Here is a 19667-nt window from a genome sequence, read left to right on the forward strand (position 1 = left end):
ATTCAAGCGTAGATCAAGCTGAGTATGCCCGTAGTTAACGGTGCTCGCGGTAACGCGGGCACCGTTTCCTTTACGCAAAAATAGGCTACCCGCCTAATTACCAGTTGTAGCTCAGCTTGGCGGTAATCTCGCGGCCCGGGTTGTAGAAGTTCGCCGTGCCGGAGCCGACCACGTGCTGCTCATCCAGCAGGTTGCTGACGTTCACCGCCAGGTCGGTGCCCTTGGCGATCTTGTAGTTGAAGGCGGCGTCGAACAGGGTAGTGCCATCGCTTTTGCCGGAGTTGGCTGCATCGAAGTAATAAGCGCCGACGTAGCGCGCACCCAGGCCCACGCTGACATCAGTGGCGGGTACGTCGTAGTAACTCCAGAGCGAAGCGGAATGCTTGGGTGCCGTGGCGAACTCGTTGCCCTTCAGGGAACTGCCGTCATACAACGAACCGCGCAGTACCTCGGACTCCATGTAGGAATAGCCACCGATCAGGCTCAGGTTCTGCGTCACCTGCGCTTTGGCCTCCAGGTCGAGGCCACGCGCCCTCGATTCGCCCACCGTCTGCTGCTCGATGATGCCGCTCGGCAGCACCACAGCGATGGTGACATTTTCCTGGGTCAGGTCGTACACGGCGGCGGAGAACAGTGCATCCATCCCCATCGGCGCATACTTCACGCCGACTTCGTACTGCCTGCCTGTCTGCGGTGTCACGCCGACCTGCGGCGGCGAGACGGATTCGACCATGCTCACATAGGTGGAGACTTCATCGTTGACGATATAGGTCAACGCACCTCGGTAGGAGGTTTCGGAGAAGTTGTCTTTCTCGGTGGATTGCAAGCCTTTGCTGGTCAGGTCCATCGAGTCGTTGCGCACACCTCCGGTGACGATGAAACGCTCGTAGAACGACAGGTTCTGCTGAAGAAACACAGCCTTGGTGGTCGCGTCTCGCTTGTTGACGGCATACGGCGCGATTGAGCGTGGAACGCCAGTAAACACCGGGTTGGCAATGTCGATCGGGGTTGTCAGGGCGTAGACCGAGCTTTCCTTGGTGGTCGAATCGAGGTACTCCACGCCCACCAGACTGCTGCTGTCGATGTTCTCGAAGCGGGCATCGTATTGCAGCATCAGATTGCCGTTGAACTGGTCGGCTTCAGTGTCGGTTCCGAACAGGTAGCGATCGACGGTGGTACCGACACGTGCGGCGCTGTCGCTGAGGTAGACGTAGCCGAAATCATCGGTCAACTTGCTGTAACGCAGATTGCTGCGCAGCACGAAACCGTTGTCGAAATCATGGGTGACGTTACCGCTGAGGCTGGTGCGCTCGACATCGTGGAAGTTGTAGCTGGGCTCGCCATAAAACTTGCTGCGGTCGTATTCCCGATCCAGTGGATAGCCGCCGCTGTTGGGCGAACTTTCGGTTTTCAGGTAATCCAGAATCATCGTGGCCGATGTGTAATCCGTCGGTGCCCAGGTGAGGCCACCCATAAACAACTGGTTGTCGTCCTGCGAGTGATCGTACTCGCGGTCGCTGTTCTGGCCTTTGGCAGTAAAGCGGCCGGCCAGGGTTTTTTCGTCGTTCAGCGCATCGCCGACATCGATGCCGGTCTCGACATGGTCAAACGAACCGTAGGTCACATAGCCTTGGCCAAACTTCTCGAAGCGCGGCTGTTTGGTCACGAAATTTACCGAACCGCCCGGGTCCGCAGGGCCAAACAGGGTGGAGTTGGCGCCACGCAGAATCTCGATGCGCTCATAGGCGAATGGGTCTTCGCGTACGCCGCGCATTGAGCTGAGGGTCAAGCCGTCACGGTAGGTGGTGGCCTGGAAGCCGCGGATCTGGAAATAGTCGTTACGATCATCCGTACCATAAAAGTCACTGACCACGCCCGGCGTATATTGCAGCGCCTCTTCCGTAGTGCTGACGCTGCGTTGCTGCATTTCCTTGTTGGTCACCACCGACACCGATGCCGGTGTATTGAGAATGCTGGTGGCCACCTTGCCGCCAACCCAGAGTTCCTTGGCGACCACCGAGTTGGCGTCGTCGTCGGCACTGACCCGAACCTTGGCATTGATGATGAGCGGGGCGAGGCGGTAGTCCTCGACGGCCGTTGCATCGAGCTCCAGCGGGCCGGCGGTTTTTGCTTGAGGGGTCAGCAGGTAAGCATTCGGGCCTTGCTGTTCGATCTGCAACTCGCTGCCCTGGAGCAAGGATGACAGCGCTGCCGATGTATCGAGCGTGCCATTCACGCCAGCCGTGGTGCGGTTCGCCACACTCGAGGCGTCGAAGGAGAGGCTGATGCCAGCCTCACGCGCAAAACGGTCAAGCGCCGGCGCCAGTGGCCCGGGGGCGATATTCCACTGTTTGACTTGATTGCTGTGATCAGCGCCCGAGGTTTGCGCCAGCGATGGCAATGCGTAGCTGCTCACGATCAAACCCAAGATCGCACCGTGCATGGCACGACTTAATGGATGGCGCTGTGAAACCGGGGACGAACTCATTTTCTCGCTCCAAGAAAGGACATCGGCAGACTGGCCTGTATTCCGGCCTTCCTTACAGGTCGAACGAGAATGAGAAACCACCTCATTATTTTTCAGGTAGCGAAAATATATTCGTGTGGAGTCAGGTGGCAGCGGTTACGGTGACCCAATAACGGGTTCGGTAATCAATGTGCAGGCGCAGTGACTGCGCGATCAATGCCAGGACCCGGTCGTTGTCGGCGAGCTGGAAAGTGCCGGAAACGCGACGATCAGCGACCTCTTCGGCGCAGCGCAAGATTCCGGGGCGATAACGCGACAACTCCGCGATAAAGTCCCCAAGGCGCATATGGTTCGCACTGATCACTCCGTCACCCCAACCCCATGGATCAAGGCCGTTGTCCCTGAACGTTCGGGTGCCGCTTGGGGTGAACAGCAGTTGGTTTCCTGCCAGGACGTTGCGGCTCGCAGGCGTTTGACTGGAGCCGGGGAACACCGTGACTGATCCTTCCTGGGCCGCGACCAGAGTGCCGTCGTCACGCTCGCGGACCAGAAAGCGCGAGCTATGGGCTCGCATCATTCCGTCGCGTGATTGCACCCACAGCGGTCGCACTTGCGGCGAGTATTGATCCGCACCGACATTCACGATGATTTCACCACGGCGCAGGATGATCAGGCGCCGCTGGGCGTCGAAATCGCTGTCGACGGCGCTATCGCTATTGAGCTGAATAAGGCTGCCATCATCGAGTTGGAAACGTCGTTGCTCGCCGGTGCTGCTGCGTTGTTGTGCCAGCATGGAGGGCAGGGGGGTGTAGTCGCGGCCGAGCCAGGCTGCCGTGCCAACCGTTGCCAATACGCCCAGTAGCTTCAGGCTTTCCCGTCGGCGCATTCCATGCTGGGCGCCCTTAAGGGTTTGTCGAGCCAGTTGAGGCGGCACGCCTTCGAATTCATCGCCAAGCGTTTCCACACGCTGCCACGCCAACCCATGCTCCGGGCGCTGCTGCAGCCAGTGCTCGAAAGCGCGCTGTGTCTGTTCATCGGCTTGATTGAAGCGAAGGCGCACCAGCCATTGGATCGCCTGCTCGACAATGGCCGGATCCAGCGCCTCGGGCTCAGGCCTCGACATAACGCAAGCGATAGCAATGTTGCAGGGCCGTGGCCAGATCGCGCTCCACCGTCGCGCGGGAAACACCGAGCTTTTCGGCGATTTGCGCGCAGGTCAGACCGTCGAGTCGGGCAAATAAAAACGCCTGGCGTACTCTTGGTTTAAGCGAGTCAAGCAGACGGTCTATGCGCTCGAGCGCATCGAGAATCATCAGCCGGCTTTCTTCCGATGGAACCTCGTGTTGAGGCAGCAAGGTGATGCTTTCCAGGTAGGCACGTTCCAGTTCGCGACGACGATACTGATCAATCATCAACCCTCGGGCAATGCTGCTCAAATAAGCACGTGGTTCGCGCAGGGCGCCGGACTGATGGCGGTGCTTGAGCACTCGCACAAAGGTGTCCTGCGCCAGATCTGCGGCGTTGTCGCGACAGCCGATGCGCCGAATCAGCCAGCCCTGTAACCACGAGAAGTGGGTGCGATAGAGCAGCCCTGGATCTGCAGTACCTAGTGTTTCGTCGCTACGCATCGGCATCCCGGGACATACATGATTGATAATGAATCGCATTCTACTCAGGCGATTGATCTTAGGCAAACATGCGCAGCTCAGCGCCTGCATGCAGGCGAATGGCATGGTTGTGCAGGAACTACGAGTGGAAGATGCGTCCGGCAATTGGATAGATTGAACGCTCGCCGTCCCGAGTGGCTTGCCTTCTAAAGGGAGAGGACGTTGCCTGGGCTCACATCTGCGAACCAATCGACCAGCATGTCCGTCAGCACCCGTATCTTTCGCGCAGGGTGCTGGCTTTGGGGGCGAACAATGTAAATACCCGCCGGAACAGGGGGATATCTGTGCATGACGGACACCAATGCGCCAGATTTGATGTGCTCGTCGATGACGCTGTCAGAAAGGTACCCTAGACCCAGACCTGCAACGGCTGCCGCGGCGAGCGCGACAGGATTGTCAGCCTTGAAGCGCCCTTGGGGATTAACCATGATGGACTTTTGGCCATCCATAAACCGCCAGGTTTCCGCACCTTGCATAAGAGATTCATGCGTAAGAATCTCGTGGGGAGCCTCTGGCGCTCCATGTGTACTCACATAGCCTGGGCTTGCCACGAGTTTGCCGTGAATGCTGCCCACACGCTTTGCGATGAAATTGGAGCTCTGTAAATGGCCGACCCGAATAGCACAATCGAAGCCCTCGCCAATCAGATCGACGATACGATCGCTGTAACTTGCATGAATGTGCAGGAGAGGGTGGCGTCGCCCCATTTCAGCAAGCACGGGGGCAATATGTGTCGGGCCGTACGAGATCGGTGCTGCGATCCGGAAGCGGCCTCGAAGGTCTCCATCTGGAACAATGGCGTCCCTTGCCGCGTCAAACTCAGCGACGATCCGCGCCGCATACTCTCGCAAGGCGGCTCCCGCTTCGGTGACAGCAGCACCACGGCTTGTCCTGGCCAATAGCTGCACACCCAGTTGGGTTTCCAGCTTCAGAAGCCTGCGGCTTATTATCGATTTCGCAACACCCAGTCGCCGGGCCGCCGACGAAACACCGCCCGCGTCGGCTACCTCGACGAAGGTTCGAAGATCATCAATATCCAATGCTTCCTGCCTCTGCAAATGGCCATTAGTGCGTTTCAACCCCTGACCAACAGTCCATGGCTGCCGTCCACTGCGGACAGCTGCCTGAGCGTTAGTCAAGCGATCGCACCGCCGTCCACGGTCAGGATGGCGCCAGTGATCAGGCTCGCGGCAGGACTGGCCAGATAGACCACCGCACTCGCAACCTCGCGAGGCTCGCCAAAACGTCCCAAGGACGACAGGCTCCGCTGAAAGTCGCCGGCGGGGCCGTCGGCTGGATTTGCGTCGGTGTCGACCGATCCCGGCTGAACAAGATTAACGGTTATGCCGGTGGGGCCGAGTTCACGTGACAAACCCCGGGTGAATGCGAGCAACGCCGACTTGGACATTGCATAGGCTGTTACACCCGCAAAGGGCACCCGCTCTGCCAGTCCCGAGCCAATTGTGATGATTCTTCCGCCAGCGGGCAGATGCGGGATGACCGCCTTTGCGAACAGGACGGGGCCTCGCACGTTGATATCCATCAGTGCTTGATAGTCGTCTACATCAATGTCGGCGATCATTCCGTTCAAGCCGATAGCCGCGCTATTGACGAGAATATCGAGGCCGCCCAGCGTCGAGATGGCCTGCGCGACTGCGCATTCAATGGCTTGCGGGTTGGCACTGTCGGCTTGAATCGCGATAGCACGACGCCCTTTATCAGCGATGAATTTGGCCACTGCCTCAGCTTTTTCCGTCGACTGCTGGTAGGTGAACGCAACATCGGCGCCATTCTCTGCCAGTGCCACTGCGATAGCGGCGCCGATCCCGCGAGCTCCTCCCGTCACCAACGCACGTTTTCCTTCCAAATCGATCATTACTCACCTGTCTGGCATGCAGTTATTTGGCCGCGCGCATTCACCAGGGATGGTGCAAGCGTGCCGATACGGGGGCGGATATTAGGGATCCAGTTCCTTGGTTTGTAGTCTCGTGGGTTGTATTACTGTGTCGCACAAATCGGAACATCCAACCGGGTGTTGGCGTTATTCGCGAGTGAGGAATGAAACTTTGGAGAAATATTCGGGTGCGCTGATCAGGACTGGACGTATTAGCCGCGATAGCTCTGATGGATCAATAAGTAAGCCTGGTATCCATACTTTGCTTTCAGGACTCACTCGAAGGGAGCTTGCAATCGGGTCTTTCAGCTCTGTGGCGACTCAGGAATATGTGCCGCCTGGTCGCAGTATTCAAGCAGCAATTCGGTGAGCACCCTTATCTTTCGCGCAGGGTGCTGGCCTGGCGGTCGAACTACATAAGCGCCTGCTGGAGGCGGCGGATAATCCGTCATGATCGCTACAAGTGCGCCGCTCGCCAAATGCTCATGCGTGACCCAGTCAGGTAACCAGGCAATGCCGATGCCGGCCAAAGCTGCGGCCAGCAATGCGGTGCCATTGTCGGCTTTGAACGTTCCCTGCGGGCGCACCGTAACCATCGTGTCACCATCCATGAATGACCACGATTCATTGCCTTGCATCAGTGCTTGGTGGCTGACGACTTCGTCGGGTGTTTCGGGCGCTCCATGCGCCTTGATATAGACGGGGCTTGCCACCAATTGGCCAAAGATCGGTCCGATACACCGGGCGATCATGTTGGAGTCGGGCAGGTAGCCCACCCGTATCGCGCAGTCATACCCCTCGGCGATGAGGTCAACGAAACGATCGGTGTAGTTCGTTTGCACATGAAGCTGTGGGTGACGCCTGGCCATTTCCGCGAGGATCGGCGCGAAATGTATTGGCCCCAAAGTCAGGGGCGCGGCGATCCGCAGGCGGCCACAAAGCTCGCCGGAAGGCAAGATCGCATCGCGTGCCGACTCGGCCTCAGCGCATATTCTGGCGGCGTAGTCGCGGAAGGTCGCCCCAGCTTCGGTAAGGGCCGCACCGCGGGTGGTACGCGCCATCAGTTGCACGCCCAGCTCTGCTTCCAGGCGGGCAAGCCGGCGACTGACGATAGATTTCGACGTGCCCAGGCGCGTTGCCGCACGGGAAATGCCGCCGGCATCGGCCACTTCTACAAAGGTTTCAAGCTCTTCTATATCCATTTCCACGTTCCTTTTTTTGTCACGCAGCTACGCACGGAATGCGACTACCAGAACGTACATCTGAACTGCACATTACGGAGTTCGCGCCTTGGCGCCAATAGCGGTTCCCGGGGACGTCCTGATCTGTGCGTACATGGGGCCGCTTTTCGAGCGGCCGGCAGTGCGTGCGAGTGTCGACAAGCTGCTACAGGATGTATTGCGGGGGCGTATACGGGTTGTCATTGAACGGGCCTTTACCCTATCGCAGGCTGCTGCGCATGACTTCGCGGAGCGAAGCAAACCGCTGGGGCGCGTCGTCATGAAGCCGTGAAGCCATCGCCAGAGAATGGCAGCAAAAACCGTGGCGTTCCTCATTCCGCGACACAGTTAGTCATTCGCTGCTACTACCCGAAGGTTTGAGGGCGCTGCACAGTGCATGAGGCATCGCCGCTCATAAGGCGCGCTGCACGGAAACTGATCCCGCAAATAAACGTGCCAACCCACGACAACAAGAGGATGGATTAATGGCTTTTCGTAACGGTCTTGCTTCGCTTCTTCGTCCAGAAGACTCCGTACTTGTGTTGATCGACCACCAGCCTTTTCAACTCACCAATCTCAATAGCCACGATCCGCACGCAGCGGTCAACTGTGCGACAGCATTGGCGAAGGCTGCGAAGGCGTTTAACGTCCCGACCATTCTGACCAGTGTGATTGCCGAGCGTGGCGGTTGGATCTTTCCGCAAATCACCGACGTTTTCCCCGGTCAGGAGGTGATTGACCGAACGCTCATCAATACTTGGGAAGACAAGAAAGTAGTGGACGCGGTCAAGGCAACAGGCCGCAAGCAATTGGTCCTGGCTGGCCTGTGGACTGAGGTCTGCGTCGCCATGCCAGCGATTCAAGCACTAGGCGAGGGCTGGGACGTTACCGTGGTCACCGACGCGTGCGGTGGCGTTTCGGTCGAAGCCCATCAAGTCGCCATCCAACGCATGGTCGGCGCCGGGGCAAATGTCATGACCTGGTTGGCAGTCATGGCTGAATGGCAACGCGACTGGGCACGCCTCGATACGGCAGGCGCTGTAACCGATGTGCTTCTCCAGCATGCTGCAGGTAGCGGCATTGCTTATCTGTGGGAGCAGCAATTGCTCGACACGCCGGTACCCGCTGAAGGTTGATCAGCACGGAAGTGAGGGGCCAGTGAAGTACCGCTTTGCCAGGGAGGGGCCCCATTCCCGCGTTCATCGACGGCCGATACTGAAGGCGTGCATTCGCAATCTGCTGGGATATTGCGAATGACCAATACCTAGTCCAACACAGCACATGGCCGGCTCGGGCCAGATCACCAACATTAAGCCTGGCTGTGACTTTGGCGCTTGGTAACTGCCTTCATCTGCCCGCGAAGCCCGTGCACCGTCATGTCTTTGCATCGGGAGGCCCGCTGGCTCTGCGTAGCAATGCACTAAAATCCCTTCATATCGCGATCGATTGTTTCGGTGTTTTCACTCGGCGCCACAGCTTGATCAAGACCGCTCAAAACAATAATCGAGGTCTCTCTCAATGGCTGTCAGTTACAACCCTGAGCTCCACTATTCCGGCTTTCACGACCTGAGCGACCAGGTTCGTTTTCAAAGCACGGAAGGCAAGATCTGGTTTGGCGAGCAGCGCATGTTGTTGATGCAGGTATCGGCGATGGCTAATTTTCGCCGTGAACTCATCAATAGCCTCGGCGTCGACCGCGCCAAGGGGTTCTTCTTGCGCCTTGGCTACCAGTCTGGACTCAAGGATGCGGAAATGGCCCGCAAGCTCAGACCAGACAGTCCGCAGTTGCAGATGTTTCTGGTCGGCCCGCAACTGCATTCCCTCAAAGGTATGGTCAATGCGAAACCCATTCAGTTAGAGCTGGATCAGGAGAGCGGCCATTTTTATTGCGAGCTCGAATGGATTGACTCCTTTGAGGTCGAGACTTGCCTGACTGAAGTCGGCCTGATGGAGGAACCAGTCTGTTGGTCTTTGTTGGGCTACGCCTGTGCGTACAGTTCTTCATTCATGAAACGCGAAATCATCATCCAAGAAACCACCTGTCGCGGATGCGGGGATGAGCGCTGCATCATTATTGGTAAACCTGCCGAGGAATGGGAGAACGCCGCAGAATTCAGACAGTACTTTCAAGCCGACCCAATCATCGAGGAGCTGTATGAACTGCAATCACAGATCAGCTCTCTGCGTAGAAGCCTGGAGAAGCAGGAAGCTCAATTCTATGGAGTAGGGCGCTCGCCTGCCTATTTGAAGGTATGCAAGATGATCGACAAGGCTGCCAAAGGAAAAATTTCCGTCCTACTGCTCGGAGAAACTGGCGTCGGCAAGGAGGTCATCGCACGGAGCGTGCATCTGCGCAGTGATCGCGCCGAGCAAGCGTTTGTCGCAGTGAACTGCGCTGCCATTCCTCAGGACCTGATTGAAGCCGAATTGTTTGGTGTTGAGAAAGGCGCTTTTACCGGCGCCAATCAAACCCGCCCAGGACGCTTTGAACGGGCCAACGGAGGGACGATTTTTCTAGACGAGGTGGTGGAGCTGACGCCCAGAGCGCAGGCGACATTACTTCGGGTACTGCAAGAGGGTGAACTGGAACGGGTAGGCGATTCCCGAACCCGCAAGATCAATGTGCGAGTCATCGCTGCTACCAATGAAAGCCTCGCCGACGCCGTCGAAGCGGGCCGGTTTCGCGCCGATCTTTATTACCGCTTGAATGTGTTTCCGGTGCAGATTCCCCCACTGCGCGAGCGACTTGAAGATCTGCCACTGCTGGCCGAGCACTTTATAAGCAAATTTCACTTGCAATATCACAAGCGAACGCTGGGTTTATCAGACAAAGCTCTTGAATTGTGTCGCCGCTACGCCTGGCCGGGGAATATTCGCGAATTGGAAAATACGATTGAGCGTGGCGTCATCCTGACCGACAGCAACGAGACCATAGGCCAGGATGCACTCTTTGCAGTCTTCCCAAAAACAGACGATTCGCACGGTGATCGTCTCAACTCTGATGGCGCGTTGGTTCAGGCTGGCGGTGAAGAACTTTGTCCCGATTGGGTTACGCAGATCTTTGATAAAAACATCAGCCTGGATGCTGTGGAAGAACGGCTGATGCGCCGCGCCATGGAGCTTTCACACCAAAACGTCTCGCAAGCCGCTCGCATGCTCGGCTTGACCCGGCCGGCACTGGCCTATCGCCTGAAGAAAAGCGGCTTGTTGCATGACGAGAGTCTTGAGTGACTTTGCGTGGCCGCCTGGCGGTTCACCGTGGACCACGCTTGAGCTGGATTGATCAAATCAACAAAACCTCGCCGAGACTTCATCAAATGATCAAACAAGCCCTTCGATAAACTCCGAGCCCGATACTCGCGACATCACATTAAGTTGTATGTCATTGATAAATATCTATTTATATAAGTTTTATAAAATTGGCATAGCCCTTGCTCCAGTACCAATTGTCGCTTTTCGACGCGTAGCTATTTGCAACATGGGTTGGATGACCGCGAATTGCAAAATCGTACTCATAAATGGAGAGTTCATGAATACTCGAAGCATCAAATTGATCACTGCAGCAATGGCGCTCGCCTCATGGTTAGTAACAATCACTCCAGCGTCGGCGCAGTCAGCTACTGAAGCGCAATCTGCTGTTTCACTAGCGGTTGTCGTGGAATTCCTGGCCAATACCGCACCCGATAAAGTCGAAGCCGCGGCAATGAGGTTGGCAGCTCCAGACGCCACCTATGTTTCTCTAAACTTTGAGAATCCAGAACTCAGAAAAATCATGCCGTGGACCGGCACAAACAAAGGTCCCAAAGCCTTTAGCTCTTTGTTTTTGCAGGTCTCAAACTACTGGAAAATCGAAGACTTTACGATTACTACCAAAATCGCTTCCGGCGAAGATGTCGCGATTTTCGGTAAGTTCACCTACCGCTCCGTGGCGGTCGGACATCTGTTCACATCACCGTTTTCCATCCATGCGAAAGTTCAGGATGGAAAGATGACCTATTTCCAGTTCATGGAAGATACCTACGCGTCTGCCAGTTCGTTCCGGCAGTCCGGTTCATGGACCGTGAAGACATCCAAAGATGCACTTCCCTTCAAGGTGGGAGCGAATTAGCCGCAGATGATGTGCACTTGCAAAAGCAGCTTGCCAAGCGTTTTTCGGGCATTTAACTGAACCCCGCGAACGCAGCTGAACAATGCTGCATTCGTAAATTCAAGGGGCTTTTCGGCACCCCTGAACTCGTCCGGAAAGTGGCTTTTAGCCCTACCAGGACGGGTAGCGTTCTGCTTGCGCAGCCACGCATAACGCCGCTTTCGTATTGCTCTACTTACCAAAGGAAATCCGCCATGTCCAACAAGTACTTAGAAATACTGACCCCGCAAAACAGCCAAGTGATTTTCATCGACCACCAGCCCCAAATGGCCTTTGGTGTGCAGTCGATAGATCGGCAGGTGCTGAAAAATAATGTCGTGGGGTTGGCCAAGGCTGCCAAAGCGTTCGGCATACCTACCACCATCACGACTGTGGAAACCGAGGGTTTCTCTGGTAATACATACCCCGAGTTGCTAGCGGTATATCCGCAGAACAAAATCCTCGAACGTACTTCAATGAACTCCTGGGATGACCAAAACGTTCGTGATGCCCTGGCAGAGTCCGCCATTGCCGGCCGTAAGAAGATCGTCGTATCCGGCCTGTGGACCGAGGTCTGCAACACGACCTTCGCACTGTCCTGCCTGCGCGATACAGACTATGAAATCTATATGGTTGCCGACGCCTCGGGTGGCACCTCGATCGACGCGCACAACTACGCCATGGACCGCATGATTCAGGCCGGTATCGTACCGGTTACCTGGCAACAGGTGCTGCTCGAATGGCAGCGGGATTGGGCGCGCAAGGAGACCTATGAAGCCGTGATGGGGATCGTGCAGGAACATTCCGGCGCCTACGGGATGGGTGTGGATTATGCCTACACCATGGTGCATAAGGCGCCTGAGCGGGTGCAACACGGCGAGCACATCGGTCCAAACCCTGCTAAATAAATCCGTTATGCAAGAGCTGTCGCGCAGCGCTGACGCGATAGCTCCACCCATCGGCGTTATTGTCCAAAACACGAGGTGGAGCATGAGGATGTATGCAGTTTAAAAAGTCCAGTCAGACGTGAGTAACCGGTTCTCAAGGTTCGCTATTCCCTGAAGGCCCTGGAAACGGGCTTTATATCTGTGAGGCCTCTACCTATGACATCGCGCCGAAAACTTCTCCAGGCCGCCTCCACCTTAGCGTTAGGGGGTGTCTTTGGACGCAGCGCTTTTTCCGAAACTCTAAGTAGGGAAGGGCCGAATATGACCGATTCCATTCCGGACATCATTTTCCACAATGGCGAGATCACTACACTGGATCGCGCCAACCCAGTCGCCCACGCCGTTGCAATCAAAGACGGCAAGTTTCTGGCTGTAGGGTCAGACCAGGAAGTCATGGCGCTGGCTGGCTCAGCCACAAAAGTTGTCGATCTCAAGCGCCGTTGTGTGCTCCCTGGCTTAGTCGATAACCATACCCACATGGTCCGCGGCGGCCTTAACTACAATCTGGAATTGCGCTGGGACGGTGTGCGTTCACTGGCTGACGCCATGGACATGCTCAAGCGCCAAGTGGCTAACACACCAGCACCGCAGTGGGTTCGCGTGGTAGGTGGCTTCACTGAACACCAGTTCGTTGAAAAGCGCTTGCCAACCATAGCCGAGATCAATGCGATCGCGCCCGATACACCTGTATTTCTTCTGCATCTCTATGACCGGGCCTTGCTCAATGGTGCGGCCTTGCGCGCGGTCGGCTACACCCGAGATACCCCCGAGCCACCAGGCGGGAAAATTTACCGCGATGCCAATGGTGCGCCTACGGGCCTGCTGTTGGCCACGCCCAACGCGACGATCCTTTACGCCACGTTGGCCAAGGGACCGAAGTTGCCCTTCGACTATCAGGTCAACTCCACTCGCCATTTCATGCGCGAGCTCAATCGCTTGGGTGTGACAGGGGTTATTGATGCGGGCGGCGGTTTCCAAAACTATCCCGACGATTACGCAGTGATCCAGAAGTTGGACAACGATGGGCAAATGACGGTCAGGTTGGCTTACAACCTGTTCACTCAGAAACCCAAGGAAGAGAAGGAGGATTTCCTCAAGTGGACCTCCAGCGTTAAGTACAAGCAAGGAAACGACTACTTCCGTCACAACGGCGCGGGCGAAATGTTGGTGTTTTCCGCTGCCGACTTCGAAGATTTTCGCCAGCCGCGACCGGACCTGCAGCCCGAGATGGAGGGAGAACTGGAGGAAGTTGTGCGCATCCTCGCAGAGAACCGATGGCCGTGGCGGTTGCATGCCACCTACGACGAAACCATTACCCGAGCGCTGGATGTATTTGAGAAGGTCAACGAGGACATCCCCCTCGCTGGCATCAATTGGTTCTTTGATCATGCCGAAACCATCTCGGACAAATCGATCGACCGTATCGCCGCGCTCGGCGGTGGCATCGCTGTACAACATCGTATGGCTTATCAGGGGGAGTACTTCGTCGAGCGCTACGGCGCCCGTGCGGCGCAAGCGACCCCGCCCGTAGCGCGCATACTGGAAAAAGGGGTGAAAGTGTCTGCAGGCACCGATGCCACCCGGGTTGCCTCCTACAACCCCTGGGTTTCGCTATCCTGGATGGTAACCGGTAAAACGGTGGGCGGTCTGAATCTGTACCCTCAACGAAACCTGCTTGATCGCGAAGCGGCGTTGCGGATGTGGACAGAGAATGTCGCCTGGTTTTCTAACGAAGAGGGCAAACGTGGTCGCATCCAGACCGGTCACTTTGCTGACCTGATTGTGCCAAGTAAGGACTACTTCTCTGTGCCTGAAGAGGAGATTTCATTTCTTACCGCCGATATGACCGTGGTTGGCGGGCGCGTGGTTTACGGGGCCGGCCAATTCGCCAGGTTTGACGACAACCCGCTACCGCCCGCCATGCCTGACTGGTCGCCGACGCGTACCTTTAAAGGTTATGGCGCCTGGGGAGACCCAGACGGAGCAGGCAGAAACTCGCTGGCTCCGCTGCGCGCCCAAGTCGCGGCCTCGTGCGGCTGCGCAAGCTTTTGCGGCCTGCACGGTCACGATCATGCCGGTGCATGGGGATCCAATGCTCCAGTATCGGACCCCCGAAGTTTTTTTGGTGCCTTGGGCTGCTCCTGTTGGGCCGTGTAGAAATGGGCCGGTGATCGATCAGCTATCCTATGAGGGTCATCGGCCATTACTCCTGCACTGCCAGCGCGTCAATCAATTCTTGGGTGGTCACGATTGAATGAGCGAAGGTCGGCCCGTTCAACTCGTGGGGTGCTACGTGTTTGACGATTTTGGCTGGGAGAATGGCGGCGAGGACGTTGCGGACCATTGCGCACGCTTTTGGCCGAGTGCGCTCTAAAGAGATTACAAGGAACTATGCAGCCACAAACTCGATAACCGTCTTCCCCTTGCCGCGGCCTTCGGCGACTTGGCGAAATGCCTCGTTGACGTCTTGCGGCGCAAAGTGCTGTTGATCCACGCGGATTGTCAGTTGACCCGCATTGGCCAGCGCAGCGGCCTCGCGCAGGATAGCGCCGTGGTGTTCGCGTCCTTTGCCGGTGAGCAGCGGAGCCAGAGTGAAAACCCCCGAGTAGGTGGCACTTTTGAACGATAACGGTGCCAGGCTGTGCTGGCCCCAGCCCAGGCAGCTCAGCACGTGCCCGGTATAGGCTTTCACGGCTTTGAATGATGCATCCAGCGTGCTGCCGCCGACGGTGTCGTAGACAATGTCGAACCCCTCGCCGGCGGTGTAGTGCTCGACATAATTCTCAACGCTCTGTGCCTGATAGTCGATCGCCGTGGCCCCCAGCGAGCGTATGAAGTCGAGACTGCCCGCCGAACCGGTGGCGTAGACATCGGCACCACGAGCCTTGGCCAGTTGCACAGCCACTTGGCCGACCCCACCCGCGCCGCCATGAATCAGGACACGCTGACCGGAGCGGATATTGGCGCGATCGACCAGACCTTCCCACGCGGTGATGAATACCAAAGGCAATGCAGCCGCCTCACGCATGCTGAGGGTCTGTGGCTTGACCGCGATCAGGCGGGCATCCACGGCAATGTACTCGGCCATGGTGCCTTGGGCACCGCCGATCCCGCCGGGCATGCCGAAGACTTCCTGGCCCGGGGTGAACCCGTCGACCGCTTCGCCCACTTCGACCACCGTACCGGCAAGATCAAGGCCGAGCACGGCCGGCAGCGTTTGGCGGGCGTGGGCCCCTGCGCCGGCGGCAATTTTGGTATCGAGCGGATTGACCCCTGCGGCGTGAACCTTGACCAGGACTTGCCCCTTACCGGGAACAGGGCGGTCGATGTGACGGATGGCCAGCGGGGATTGAGCGGATTCGGCGATGGCGGCAAGCATGGAATGTTTCATGACGGGAACCTGTGTTGGGATGGACGCTTACAGATTGCCGCGCTTTAATCATTCCGATAAGAAACCCAATGTGCATATGACTTATTCCCCAAAGAGAACCAATCGTCGATGGATCTGTTCGACAGCATGCATGTCTTTGTTCGCGTCGTGGAGCGCGGGTCTTTCTCGGCGGTCGCCCGTGAACTGAACATGGGGCAGCCGGCGGTGAGTAAACAAGTGCGCGCGCTGGAGCAGTACCTGGGTGGGCCATTGTTCGCACGCAGCACTCGGCACTTGGCCCTGACCGACCAAGGTCAACGCTTCTACGACCACTGCCAGGAAATCCTCGGCCACGTCGAAACTGCTACACGGAGCTTTACCAGTGGCCAAGAGCAGATTGCCGGCCCTTTACGAGTCGCCGCGCCGGTCAGTTATGGAAGGTTATGCATTGCGCCGCTCATAGGGACTTTCCTGCAACGCCATCCTGATGTGCGGATTGACCTGCGGCTGAGTGACCACAATGAAGACCTGCTCAAGGAAAACATCGATCTGGCGATCCGCATTGGCGTAGTGAAGAGCGAGGGATTGGTGGCACTACCACTGGGCAATAGCCCACGGCGTGTCTATGCCGCGCCCGCTTACCTGGCTCTGCACGGCGTGCCACGTGAGCCCAGCGAACTGTCCGATCACAACTGCATCGGCTTCACGTTGCTGGAGCATTACGACCGTTGGCACTTTACGCACCTCGGCCAGGCGTTCGATGTAGTTATCCAGGGTAACGTCACCAGCAACAGCAGCGAGGCCATCCGCGAAATGGTGCTCTGCGGCTTGGGTATTTCCCTCTCACCGCAATGGCTGTTCACAGCTGACGTCGAGCAGGGCAGGGTGAGTACCGTACTCGACAACTATCAGACCAGCGCGCTGCCTGTCAGCGCCGTACTCAGCCGCGAGCGGCGACGTTCAGCGCGGACGATGGCGTTCATCGATTTTCTACGCGAGCAATTGTTGTAGAAGCGTTTCGCCGGGAAGACGGATCTACATCGACCATCAGCGAATTTTCCTGCCATTGAAGCCGACACGAACAGGTGGCTCAAGCTGATTTCTGCACAGCTCTTATTGGCGGTCGATCAAGCGCTGAGTTGTCCTTGGAGTGAGCGCGCTACGGCAAACTGGCGAAATCGGTGAGGTTCCTCGCCATTACACCTGCGCTGCAAGCGCCTCAATCAGTTCTTGGGTAGTCACGATTGAATGAGCGAAAGTCGGCCCGTTCAACTCGTGGGCGGCGTGCATCATTTCCGCACGGAAAGCGGCGGTCGCATCGCGCACCAGCGTGACGTGGTAGCCCAGTTCCGAGGCGTAGCGGGCGGTCGCTTCGATGCAGGTGTTGGCGAGCAGGCCGACGATGATGACGTGGGTGATGCCTTTCTGCTTCAAACGAAAATCAAGGTCGGTATTGGCAAAGCCGCTGGAGCCCCAATGTTCCTGCACGACAATGTCGCCGTCCTTCGGCGCGAAATCGGGATGCCATTCGCCGCCCCATTCACCGCGTGCGAAGTGGTGCATGTGCATGATTTTGCATTGGGTCGGTGTTGGATGATCCCAGCCGTCGTAGTCGCCATGTTCCCAGCGGTGGTGCGGCACGATGACCACCGGAATGTTCTGCGCCCGTACGGCGCGATCGAGGGCTCGCAGGTTGTCGAGCAGCCCGACCTGCTCGGCAATCGGCTTGATCAAGGGGAAGACCTTGCCGTTTTCCGAGAGAAAATCGTTGTATGGATCGACCAGCAGATAAGCGGTGCGGTTCAGCGGATAAGGGGCGTTCGACATGACAATGTACTCCACGCAAGTTGAATGACCGATGCCGTGGGCTCGCCCGGGCATCAGTTTTTTATGACGACGAAAAAGCTCAAGTCAGTTGAAGGCGCTGCGGTAGGCAAAGAGGCCAGGCAAGCCGCCGGTCATCACAAACAGTAGATTGCTTCCTGGCGGGTAGTCACCCCGGCGCACGGCAGCGAGCAACCCGGCGAAGGCCTTGCCACCGTAGACCGGATCCGTCAGCAAGCCCTCAACGGAGGCCAGCAGTCGAACCGCTTCGAGCATCGATTCGGTGGGGGCGCCATAGGCGTCGCCACGTTGACTGCCATCCACAGTGATTGCGCTTTGCAGAAGGGTTGCGGACGGGTCCAGGAGCTGCAAGGTTTCCCGAGTTTTTTCCAGGGTCGCGGCCGTGGCCTGCTCCTCAGTTGCCAACACCGAGTAGCCGATCACTTCGGTTGATGATCGAGCCAGTGCCAGACCCGCCTGCAGTCCTGAATGGGTCCCTGCGCTGCCGTTGGGGATGATGATCCGCTCGAATTGCACACCGAGCGCGTCTGCCTGGCGGAGGATCTCTCCCGCACAAGCGGCGTAGCCCAGACTGCCCCTGGGGCTGGAGCCGCCCAATGGTATGAGGAAGGGTTTTTTGCCTTGGCTTTTGAGCGCGCTGAGCAATTCGCCAGCGTAGCTGTCCGGCGTCAAACCGCGCGGCAGTCGATGGACCTTTGCGCCAAACAGGCCATCGAGCAATACGTTGCCGTTATGACAAAAATCATCATCGCTGCGCACCGCAGACGGGGTCAGGATAAGCTCGCAGGCCAAACCTTGGCGGGCCGCGACGGCGGCGGTCAGCCTGGCGTGATTGGATTGAAAACCGCCCCAGGTAACCAGTGTGTCCGCGCCTTCGGCCAATGCTTCGCCAAGCAAAAATTCGAGTTTGCGCAGTTTGTTGCCACCGCCGCCGAGGCCCATCAGGTCATCGCGTTTGACGTAGAGATCGCAGCCATGCAGCTCGGCGGCCCGGCTCAGGCGGGACAGCTTCTGAATCGGTGTCGGGCCTTCCAGCAGCGCCACTCGGGGGTAAGCAGCCAGCGCAGTTTCCAGTTGATTCAAGTCGTGAGGCATGACGGTTCACTTGACGTTGATGGAAGGAAGTGGGGCGGTCACTTCAACAAGCCCCGGCGAAATGCTTAATAACTGAGATTGCAGTTAAGTCGCTTTGTCAGGCAGTGGCGGACTCTCGTGCGACTTGCCTGAGGATTTGTTCGTATTCCTTGACGGATAGCGATCCGGACACCAACTGACGACCGTTCAGCACCATGGCCGGGACCGAGTTAATCCCGCGCTCAAGATAAAAACCTTCAAGTTCACGGACCTCGAGAGCGAATGCCTCGCTAGTCAAAATCTCGCGGGCGCGGGTGGTTGAAAGTCCAGCTTCACCGGCCAGGCGCACCAGTGTTTCGTGATCGCTGGGGTTCTCGCCATTGGTGAAATAAGCCTCGATCAGGATTTTCTTCAGCGCGACCTGGCGGCCTTCCTGCACGGCCCAGAGCAGAAGGCGATGGGCATCGAAGGTGTTGTAGAAATGGCTGCGCTTGTCCAGGTCGAACTGAAAACCGATGGCATTGCCACGCGCGACGATCATTTCATTGCGCGAGGCGACTTCTTCGGCGCTGCGCCCGTATTTGCGCATCATGTGCTTGATGGCGTGCTCGCCCTCGGCCGGCATGTCCGGGTTCAGTTCGAACGGCTTGAAGGTCAGTTCTACGGCAACCTCGCCGGCAACGTTCGCGATGGCTTGTTCCAGCGCTGTGGCGCCGAGTGCGCACCAGGGGCACACCACATCCGACACAAAGTCGATACGGACGGGGAAAGTCATTTCTTCGACTCCGCCAGCTGTTGGCGGTACTCGGTGGTGGTAATTCCGGCATAGCCCCAGTTATCGGTGTCGACCTCTTCAATGACGATATGGGTGAGGTGCGGGTCCTTGTTGAGGACGGTTTGCATGGTTTTGGTGATCTCGGCGATGACTTGGGATTTCTGTTCTTTGGTAACGCCGTCGCGAGTGATACGAACGCTGATGAAAGGCATGGGATAAGTCTCCTGTAGGCACCCCATCGATATGAAGGGGAGCAGTGGGATCGACTTTAGAGTGTTGCGT

Annotated in this window: 17 protein-coding genes and 1 pseudogene; 6 read left to right on the top strand and 12 right to left on the bottom strand. The window is 57.4% G+C overall.

From position 1 onward, the window contains the following. Nucleotides 1–97: 97 nt before the first annotated feature. The 6 genes from AC0Z5Z_RS04945 to AC0Z5Z_RS04970 form a co-directional block, all read right to left on the bottom strand. Nucleotides 98–2488 (bottom strand): TonB-dependent siderophore receptor, encoded by a 2391-nt coding sequence (locus AC0Z5Z_RS04945; RefSeq protein ID WP_423519300.1) that lies wholly within the window; start codon nucleotides 2486–2488, stop codon nucleotides 98–100. Between the two features lie 121 nt (nucleotides 2489–2609). Beyond that, nucleotides 2610–3590, bottom strand: coding sequence for a FecR domain-containing protein (locus AC0Z5Z_RS04950; protein WP_485610790.1), 981 nt, complete (start codon nucleotides 3588–3590; stop codon nucleotides 2610–2612). Continuing rightward, nucleotides 3577–4095, bottom strand: a complete 519-nt coding sequence (locus tag AC0Z5Z_RS04955; protein ID WP_051600722.1) for a sigma-70 family RNA polymerase sigma factor — start codon at nucleotides 4093–4095, stop codon at nucleotides 3577–3579. The genes AC0Z5Z_RS04950 and AC0Z5Z_RS04955 overlap by 14 nt, the downstream gene beginning before the upstream one ends. Before the next feature lie 185 nt (nucleotides 4096–4280). Continuing rightward, on the bottom strand, nucleotides 4281–5174 hold the full coding sequence (locus AC0Z5Z_RS04960) for a LysR family transcriptional regulator (protein WP_485610791.1): 894 nt from the start codon (nucleotides 5172–5174) through the stop codon (nucleotides 4281–4283). A gap of 95 nt (nucleotides 5175–5269) precedes the next feature. Beyond that, complete coding sequence (locus tag AC0Z5Z_RS04965; RefSeq protein WP_125927060.1) at nucleotides 5270–6010, bottom strand: SDR family NAD(P)-dependent oxidoreductase; 741 nt, start codon at nucleotides 6008–6010, stop codon at nucleotides 5270–5272. Between the two features lie 323 nt (nucleotides 6011–6333). Further along, entirely contained in the window at nucleotides 6334–7230 is an 897-nt protein-coding gene (locus AC0Z5Z_RS04970) for a LysR family transcriptional regulator (RefSeq protein WP_016774759.1), read from the bottom strand. A gap of 503 nt (nucleotides 7231–7733) precedes the next feature. Here AC0Z5Z_RS04970 and AC0Z5Z_RS04975 point away from each other — a divergent pair. The 5 genes from AC0Z5Z_RS04975 (at nucleotide 7734) to AC0Z5Z_RS04995 (ending at nucleotide 14478) form a co-directional block, all read left to right on the top strand. Beyond that, complete coding sequence (locus tag AC0Z5Z_RS04975) at nucleotides 7734–8384, top strand: hydrolase (RefSeq protein WP_071172471.1); 651 nt, start codon at nucleotides 7734–7736, stop codon at nucleotides 8382–8384. 382 nt (nucleotides 8385–8766) lie between these two features. After that, on the top strand, nucleotides 8767–10479 hold the full coding sequence (locus AC0Z5Z_RS04980) for a sigma-54-dependent Fis family transcriptional regulator (protein WP_256809819.1): 1713 nt from the start codon (nucleotides 8767–8769) through the stop codon (nucleotides 10477–10479). Nucleotides 10480–10777: 298 nt separating this feature from the next. Then, on the top strand, nucleotides 10778–11356 hold the full coding sequence (locus tag AC0Z5Z_RS04985) for a nuclear transport factor 2 family protein (protein WP_485610792.1): 579 nt from the start codon (nucleotides 10778–10780) through the stop codon (nucleotides 11354–11356). A 233-nt stretch (nucleotides 11357–11589) separates the two neighbouring features. Further along, on the top strand, nucleotides 11590–12282 hold the full coding sequence (locus AC0Z5Z_RS04990) for a hydrolase (protein ID WP_071172469.1): 693 nt from the start codon (nucleotides 11590–11592) through the stop codon (nucleotides 12280–12282). A gap of 195 nt (nucleotides 12283–12477) precedes the next feature. Further along, nucleotides 12478–14478 carry an amidohydrolase gene (locus tag AC0Z5Z_RS04995; RefSeq protein ID WP_375123728.1) on the top strand — a complete coding sequence of 667 codons (2001 nt, stop codon included), beginning with the start codon at nucleotides 12478–12480 and terminating at the stop codon, nucleotides 14476–14478. Nucleotides 14479–14524: 46 nt separating this feature from the next. Here the strand turns inward: AC0Z5Z_RS04995 and AC0Z5Z_RS05000 are convergent. Both AC0Z5Z_RS05000 and AC0Z5Z_RS05005 read right to left on the bottom strand, forming a co-directional pair. Next, nucleotides 14525–14665 (bottom strand): annotated as a pseudogene (locus tag AC0Z5Z_RS05000) (cysteine hydrolase); the annotation flags it as partial. Between the two features lie 45 nt (nucleotides 14666–14710). Next, complete coding sequence (locus tag AC0Z5Z_RS05005) at nucleotides 14711–15712, bottom strand: zinc-dependent alcohol dehydrogenase family protein (protein WP_485610793.1); 1002 nt, start codon at nucleotides 15710–15712, stop codon at nucleotides 14711–14713. Nucleotides 15713–15820: 108 nt separating this feature from the next. On the opposite strand from AC0Z5Z_RS05005, the gene AC0Z5Z_RS05010 reads away from it, so the two are divergent. Next, nucleotides 15821–16702: a LysR family transcriptional regulator gene (locus AC0Z5Z_RS05010; protein ID WP_485610794.1), complete on the top strand. Its 882-nt coding sequence runs from the start codon at nucleotides 15821–15823 to the stop codon at nucleotides 16700–16702. Nucleotides 16703–16888: 186 nt separating this feature from the next. On the opposite strand, the gene AC0Z5Z_RS05015 is transcribed toward AC0Z5Z_RS05010, so the two are convergent. From AC0Z5Z_RS05015 to AC0Z5Z_RS05030, 4 genes are all read right to left on the bottom strand, one after another. Next, nucleotides 16889–17518, bottom strand: coding sequence for a cysteine hydrolase family protein (locus tag AC0Z5Z_RS05015; protein WP_236168807.1), 630 nt, complete (start codon nucleotides 17516–17518; stop codon nucleotides 16889–16891). Between the two features lie 84 nt (nucleotides 17519–17602). Then, nucleotides 17603–18631, bottom strand: a complete 1029-nt coding sequence (locus tag AC0Z5Z_RS05020) for a D-cysteine desulfhydrase family protein (RefSeq protein ID WP_150635235.1) — start codon at nucleotides 18629–18631, stop codon at nucleotides 17603–17605. Between the two features lie 97 nt (nucleotides 18632–18728). Continuing rightward, complete coding sequence (locus tag AC0Z5Z_RS05025) at nucleotides 18729–19385, bottom strand: DsbA family oxidoreductase (RefSeq protein WP_150742177.1); 657 nt, start codon at nucleotides 19383–19385, stop codon at nucleotides 18729–18731. Continuing rightward, nucleotides 19382–19597 carry a tautomerase family protein gene (locus AC0Z5Z_RS05030; protein WP_024012974.1) on the bottom strand — a complete coding sequence of 72 codons (216 nt, stop codon included), beginning with the start codon at nucleotides 19595–19597 and terminating at the stop codon, nucleotides 19382–19384. Before AC0Z5Z_RS05030 ends, AC0Z5Z_RS05025 begins: the two co-directional genes overlap by 4 nt. Nucleotides 19598–19667 lie beyond the last annotated feature (70 nt).

The organism is Pseudomonas sp. 1L-E-NC-VB-C3 (genome assembly GCF_057291535.1).

What these genes read in the sequence shown, in the direction of transcription:
- AC0Z5Z_RS04945 (WP_423519300.1), bottom strand. Translation starts at nt 2,488, where the DNA reads ATGAGTTCGTCCCCGGTTTCACAGCGCCATCCATTAAGTCGTGCCATG.
- AC0Z5Z_RS04950 (WP_485610790.1), bottom strand. Translation starts at nt 3,590, where the DNA reads ATGTCGAGGCCTGAGCCCGAGGCGCTGGATCCGGCCATTGTCGAGCAG.
- AC0Z5Z_RS04955 (WP_051600722.1), bottom strand. Translation starts at nt 4,095, where the DNA reads ATGCGTAGCGACGAAACACTAGGTACTGCAGATCCAGGGCTGCTCTAT.
- AC0Z5Z_RS04965 (WP_125927060.1), bottom strand. Translation starts at nt 6,010, where the DNA reads ATGATCGATTTGGAAGGAAAACGTGCGTTGGTGACGGGAGGAGCTCGC.
- AC0Z5Z_RS04970 (WP_016774759.1), bottom strand. Translation starts at nt 7,230, where the DNA reads ATGGATATAGAAGAGCTTGAAACCTTTGTAGAAGTGGCCGATGCCGGC.
- AC0Z5Z_RS04975 (WP_071172471.1), top strand. Translation starts at nt 7,734, where the DNA reads ATGGCTTTTCGTAACGGTCTTGCTTCGCTTCTTCGTCCAGAAGACTCC.
- AC0Z5Z_RS04980 (WP_256809819.1), top strand. Translation starts at nt 8,767, where the DNA reads ATGGCTGTCAGTTACAACCCTGAGCTCCACTATTCCGGCTTTCACGAC.
- AC0Z5Z_RS04985 (WP_485610792.1), top strand. Translation starts at nt 10,778, where the DNA reads ATGAATACTCGAAGCATCAAATTGATCACTGCAGCAATGGCGCTCGCC.
- AC0Z5Z_RS04990 (WP_071172469.1), top strand. Translation starts at nt 11,590, where the DNA reads ATGTCCAACAAGTACTTAGAAATACTGACCCCGCAAAACAGCCAAGTG.
- AC0Z5Z_RS04995 (WP_375123728.1), top strand. Translation starts at nt 12,478, where the DNA reads ATGACATCGCGCCGAAAACTTCTCCAGGCCGCCTCCACCTTAGCGTTA.
- AC0Z5Z_RS05005 (WP_485610793.1), bottom strand. Translation starts at nt 15,712, where the DNA reads ATGAAACATTCCATGCTTGCCGCCATCGCCGAATCCGCTCAATCCCCG.
- AC0Z5Z_RS05010 (WP_485610794.1), top strand. Translation starts at nt 15,821, where the DNA reads ATGGATCTGTTCGACAGCATGCATGTCTTTGTTCGCGTCGTGGAGCGC.
- AC0Z5Z_RS05015 (WP_236168807.1), bottom strand. Translation starts at nt 17,518, where the DNA reads ATGTCGAACGCCCCTTATCCGCTGAACCGCACCGCTTATCTGCTGGTC.
- AC0Z5Z_RS05020 (WP_150635235.1), bottom strand. Translation starts at nt 18,631, where the DNA reads ATGCCTCACGACTTGAATCAACTGGAAACTGCGCTGGCTGCTTACCCC.
- AC0Z5Z_RS05025 (WP_150742177.1), bottom strand. Translation starts at nt 19,385, where the DNA reads ATGACTTTCCCCGTCCGTATCGACTTTGTGTCGGATGTGGTGTGCCCC.
- AC0Z5Z_RS05030 (WP_024012974.1), bottom strand. Translation starts at nt 19,597, where the DNA reads ATGCCTTTCATCAGCGTTCGTATCACTCGCGACGGCGTTACCAAAGAA.